This is a genomic window from Flavobacterium caeni (assembly GCF_900101895.1).
GTDB lineage: Bacteria > Bacteroidota > Bacteroidia > Flavobacteriales > Flavobacteriaceae > Flavobacterium > Flavobacterium caeni.
Genome location: NZ_FMVF01000062.1, coordinates 1 through 1,620, shown reverse-complemented (window position 1 = coordinate 1,620; position 1,620 = coordinate 1). Strand labels below are relative to the sequence as shown.

At 35.5% G+C, this 1,620-nt stretch carries 3 protein-coding genes; all 3 read right to left on the bottom strand.

What is annotated here, in order from left to right:
* Positions 1–224: 224 nt before the first annotated feature.
* Positions 225–545: a hypothetical protein gene (locus BLP55_RS16510; protein WP_091147486.1), complete on the bottom strand. Its 321-nt coding sequence runs from the start codon at positions 543–545 to the stop codon at positions 225–227.
* Position 546: 1 nt separating this feature from the next.
* Complete coding sequence (locus tag BLP55_RS17125; RefSeq protein ID WP_170826904.1) at positions 547–708, bottom strand: hypothetical protein; 162 nt, start codon at positions 706–708, stop codon at positions 547–549.
* A gap of 275 nt (positions 709–983) precedes the next feature.
* The coding region (locus tag BLP55_RS16915) for a T9SS type A sorting domain-containing protein (protein ID WP_139149808.1) at positions 984–1,620 on the bottom strand (637 nt) is incomplete at its 5' end.

Below are 1,620 nucleotides of genomic sequence, written 5' to 3'. Positions count from 1 at the left end.
TAATTTAAAAATTATCGACAAAGATTGGCTGACGAAGTTGATTTTGTAAACGATTTTCCGGGTTTCCTCGGCGCTGTCATGTAACGTTTCGCGCAGTTACGCAGGAGCGGAAAAGCGGACTGAGTACTCTCTGCCAAGATAAAACATTCTTCGTGAAAACCGAACGTTCAACCTACCGAAATCCAGCTCTTGCTTAACTGCGCTGTTGTAAGCAGTAGATATTATTACTTTTTGATAAGAGTGAATCGCTTCGTGCCTCTATTAATATCAATTGCAACTTCATTTGCACTTACTAAAAGAACAAATATTCTATTTAGAATCAACGCAACGCCAATTCCGCCCATGTGGGAGCCATCTTCATCGTAAGCTTGATTTCCCTCCCAAGCTCTTTCGCCGTTTTTCCAAAAGCCATTAAAGCCGGCAGATGCTACTTGACCGTTTGGATAATATCCCATATTTTGATGCCATGCTAGTTTGCCATTTGAATAAAAAAGTGTTTCTCCGTTCCAAAGGGTTTGCCCATTCTTATAATTGATATTTTTCATTTTAATCACAAAAATTATCTGCGTCGTCACTTATTTGGTCATTATCGAAATCTGGGTCATCTCTATCGTACATAATGTCCAAAATATCTTCTTGTATGTCTTCCCATTCCTCTGGGCTAATCTCTAATTCATCATCTTCGGGATCTAAATAAAATCTTATCATAGTTCTTGTTTTTACGGTTGTTTCTCATCTATTGCTTACAACGTTTCGCCGCCACGCGACGTTGCGGAAAAGCGAACCGAGTATTCTCCGCTAAGATAGAAAGTTCAACGTGAAAACAAAGCTTCCGGTTAAGAAAAACCAGCAATGATCGCGTGGCGGCTGTTACCAGATGCCTTTTACTTTTGCCTAGATGTTTGTAATTAATTCAAAAAAAAATAACCCTCCCAATTTTGTAAATAGAAGGGTTAAGTTTATTTATATAAAATCTACGAGACTTACTCTTTAATAAATTTATTTTTAAATTTCTTGCTCTCTGAGTATATTTCAATTATGTAGATTCCTTTTGCTAAGTTCTCAACATTTATCTGAGTTGACACAGTATTTTGTTCTAAAATCTTTTTACCAGTGATGTCTGTTATAATCACTTTATCAATTCTAATTTCATTTTGAAACTGGAGATTTAATACAGTTTTTACAGGAATGGGATAAACTCTTACAGGTTCGTTTAAAAAATCCTCATTGCCGAGTGGTGTACAATTAATATTAAATACATTTGTAGTAGTTGAGTTTGCTGACTCAGCATTTAGCATTAGATAAATTGGGACATTTAAAGGAATTGTATTCGTATTTGCTACCAATCCTAATTCTGTCGGACTTTTTCTTTCGAGACAAGTCCAATTTGAATTATCACATTCTAAGCTTGCTAATTTCCAAAGATATTGCACAACACCACCACTTGCATTTGAAACATTTATTGAATAAGGTGTAGAGGAAGAAACTAAGTATATCTGTTCTTTACCACCTTGAGTACTGCTATTGATACATCCACCGAAACCATTAAAATAATTAGGGTCTCCATAACCAATATTTGTAAATGTTGTTGGAGTGCCACAAGTAATTGTTGGAATATTA

Excerpts from the sequence above, each read along its gene's own strand:
- BLP55_RS16510 (WP_091147486.1), bottom strand. The coding sequence starts at position 545 with ATGAAAAATATCAATTATAAGAATGGGCAAACCCTTTGGAACGGAGAA.
- BLP55_RS17125 (WP_170826904.1), bottom strand. The coding sequence starts at position 708 with ATGATAAGATTTTATTTAGATCCCGAAGATGATGAATTAGAGATTAGC.